Source organism: Streptomyces sp. UNOC14_S4, assembly GCF_020740835.1.
Lineage (GTDB): Bacteria > Actinomycetota > Actinomycetes > Streptomycetales > Streptomycetaceae > Streptomyces.
Genome location: NZ_JAINFC010000730.1, coordinates 1 through 2809, shown reverse-complemented (window position 1 = coordinate 2809; position 2809 = coordinate 1). Strand labels below are relative to the sequence as shown.

General features: G+C 73.3%; 3 protein-coding genes. 1 reads left to right on the top strand and 2 read right to left on the bottom strand.

The genetic code is table 11. From position 1 onward, the window contains the following. Nucleotides 1–720 (top strand): cytochrome P450 (locus tag K6I34_RS35015; RefSeq protein ID WP_229332066.1); only part of this gene is annotated, 720 nt, incomplete at its 5' end. Between the two features lie 31 nt (nt 721–751). Here K6I34_RS35015 and K6I34_RS35010 read toward each other — a convergent pair. Together K6I34_RS35010 and K6I34_RS35005 are read right to left on the bottom strand one after the other, a co-directional pair. Next, nucleotides 752–1282 (bottom strand): GNAT family N-acetyltransferase, encoded by a 531-nt coding sequence (locus tag K6I34_RS35010; protein WP_229332065.1) that lies wholly within the window; start codon nt 1280–1282, stop codon nt 752–754. An 85-nt stretch (nt 1283–1367) separates the two neighbouring features. Then, nucleotides 1368–2744 (bottom strand): NarK/NasA family nitrate transporter, encoded by a 1377-nt coding sequence (locus K6I34_RS35005; protein WP_229332064.1) that lies wholly within the window; start codon nt 2742–2744, stop codon nt 1368–1370. Between the last annotated feature and the right edge of the window lie 65 nt (nt 2745–2809).

The window sequence follows — 2809 nt, the reverse complement described above, 5'->3', positions numbered from 1 at the left end:
GCGTACCTGCGCACGCTGGTCGACGGAGTGGTCGCGGCCCACCGCTCCGGTGGCCGCGGGGACAGGAGCGACCTGATCGGGGCGCTCGTGGAGGCCGGTGAGCGTCCGGCGCGCATCCGCGACACGGTCATGACGGCGATGCTGGCCGCCCACCACACGACCGGGGTGGCCGTCTCGTGGACCCTGCACCTGCTGGGGCGGCATCCCGGGGCGGCCGGACGCGTCGCGGACGAGCTGGACCGCGTGCTCGGCGGCCGCGCGGCGCCGGAGTACGCCGAGCTGCGGCGGCTCACGTATCTGGAGATGGTGCTCAAGGAGGCGATGCGGCTCTACCCTCCCGGCCCCTACGGCGCGCGGGAGACGACCGAGGCCCTCGTCCTGGGCGACTACGCGATCCCGGCCGGGACGACGGTCTTCTGTCCGTTCCGGGCCGTCCACATGAACCCCGGCCACTGGCCGGAGCCGGGGAAGTTCGTGCCCGAGCGCTTCACCCCGGAGGAGACGGCCAGGCGGCCGAGGCTTGCCTACCTTCCCTTCGGGATGGGGCCGCGCGGGTGCGAGGGCGCCGCTCTCGCCATGGTCGAGGCGACGCTGGTCCTGGCCGTCCTGCTCAAGCGCTTCCGGTTCGCGCCCGTACCGGGGCACGAGGTGACGCCGGTCGAACGGTTCGTGCTTCGGGCGGCCGACGACATCCGGATGACCGTGATCCCGCGCGGCTGAGGCGGCGCCTGCCCGCGGCGGGCACGGGCCGTCAGCGCGTGCTGGTCGCGCGGGCGGCGCGGCGCAGGCGGGCACGGGCCGGGTCCCGCGGCGGGTGCGGGCCCGCCTGGGCGGACTTCTCGGGGTCGCGCCGTACGAACAGGGTCACGGTGACGCCCTCGGTGAACCCGTTGCGGCGCATCAGGGTCGCCGAGGCCTGGTTGCTGCTCTCCACGTCGGTGATGATCCGCGAGGCGCCCGCCGTGAAGAGCGCCGCGCAGCACCGCTCCACGAGCGCGCTCGCGATGCCCTTGCCCTGCGCCCGCTCGTCCAGGGCGATCCACTCCAGGTAGCCCCAGTCCTCGCGCTCGTCGTAGGAGAGCGAGCCGAGCACGAAGCCGAGCAGCCCCTCGTCGTCCACGGCGACCCAGCACGCCTCCGGCTGCGCGTCCCAGTGCACGGCGACCGTGGACAGCGACCACGAGGTGTACGGCATCGCGTTCACGTCGTACGCGCGGTAGCCGAGGTTCAGCACGGCCTCCAGATGGGACAGCTGCATGGGGACGATCTCGACACGATCCATGGATGAATCCTGACATAAGGGATGGCGGCTCGGGCGCTCATCCGGAGCGGCGCCCGAACCCCCATCCCCCGTTGTCCGAGCGGGATCACACCCCGCCGAGCGCCCGGCGGGCGGCGGGCCGCAGGTACGTCCACCAGGTGACGAGCGCGCACAGCCCGTAGCAGCCGAGGAAGGCCATGTATGCGGCGTCGCCGTTGTCCGTGCTGAGGAACGTCTCCCGGAAGGCGGCGTTGACCAGTACCCCGCCGAAGGCCCCGATCGCGCCCGCCAGGCCGATCAGGGCCGAGGCGTGACGGCGCGAGGTCTCCTGCGCCTCGGGCGCGGGCGTGCCCGCCTCCTCGGCGGCGCGGGCCTTCACCGCGCAGATCGCCGGGATCATCTTGTACGTCGAGCCGTTGCCGAGGCCGCTGAGCACGAAGAGCGCGACGAAGCCGGTGAGGAAGAGCGCGAGCGAGTGCTGCAGCGAGGCGATCAGCACGGCCAGCGCGCCCGCGGCCATGGCGGCGAAGTTCCACAGCGTCACCCGCGCGCCGCCCCAGCGGTCGGCCAGGAGGCCGCCGAGCGGGCGGCTGAGGGAGCCGACGAGCGGCCCGAGGAAGGTGAGGTAGGCGGCCTTGAGCGGGGTGTCGAACTGCTCGTGGAACTGCACCTGGAGGACCTGTCCGAAGGCGAAGCCGAAGCCGATGAAGGAACCGAAGGTGCCGATGTACAGCAGCGACATCACCCAGGTGTGCGCGTCCCGCGCCACCTCCCGCATCGCCCCCGGGCCGCGCTCGGCCCGCTGCGGGGCGAGGTTGTCCATCCACAGCGCCGCGCCGAGCGCGGAGAGCACGACGAGCGGGATGTAGACGCCGGGCAGCAGCCGTGGGTGCGCCGCCCCCGCGGTGGCCAGGATCAGCAGGCCGACGAGCTGGACGGCGGCCACGCCGATGTTGCCGCCGCCCGCGTTGACGCCGAGCGCGCGGCCCTTGAGGTGCTGCGGGTAGAAGGAGTTGATGTTCGCCATCGACGAGGCGAAGTTGCCGCCGCCCACGCCCGCCACGGCGGCCAGCGCCACGAGCGTGCCGTACGGGACGCCGGGCCGGAGCACGAGGGCCGCCAGGACGGTCGGCACCAGCAGCAGCACCGCGCTGAACACCGTCCAGTTGCGGCCGCCGAACCTCGCCACCGCGAAGGTGTACGGCAGCCGCAGCACCGAGCCGACCGCCGTGGGCACCGCGGTCAGCACGAACTTGCCCGCCGTGTCGATGCCGTAGCCGGGGCCGAGGAAGAGGACGAGCACCGACCACAGGCTCCACACGGAGAAGCCGATGTGCTCGGTCAGCACGGAGTGCACCAGATTGCGCCGGGCCACGCGGGCGCCGGTCCGCTCCCAGAACTCGGGGTCCTCCGGCCGCCAGTCGCCGAGGGAGCGGGCGCGTGGTGGCGCGGAGGCGGATACGGGCTGGACGGTTGTGGTCATGGCTGCCACCTGCCGGGTGTGAGGGGAAGCGGGTGCGAGGGGGGGGAAGCGGGTGCGAGGGGAAG

What these genes read in the sequence shown, in the direction of transcription:
- K6I34_RS35010 (WP_229332065.1), bottom strand. Translation starts at nt 1,282, where the DNA reads ATGGATCGTGTCGAGATCGTCCCCATGCAGCTGTCCCATCTGGAGGCC.
- K6I34_RS35005 (WP_229332064.1), bottom strand. Translation starts at nt 2,744, where the DNA reads ATGACCACAACCGTCCAGCCCGTATCCGCCTCCGCGCCACCACGCGCC.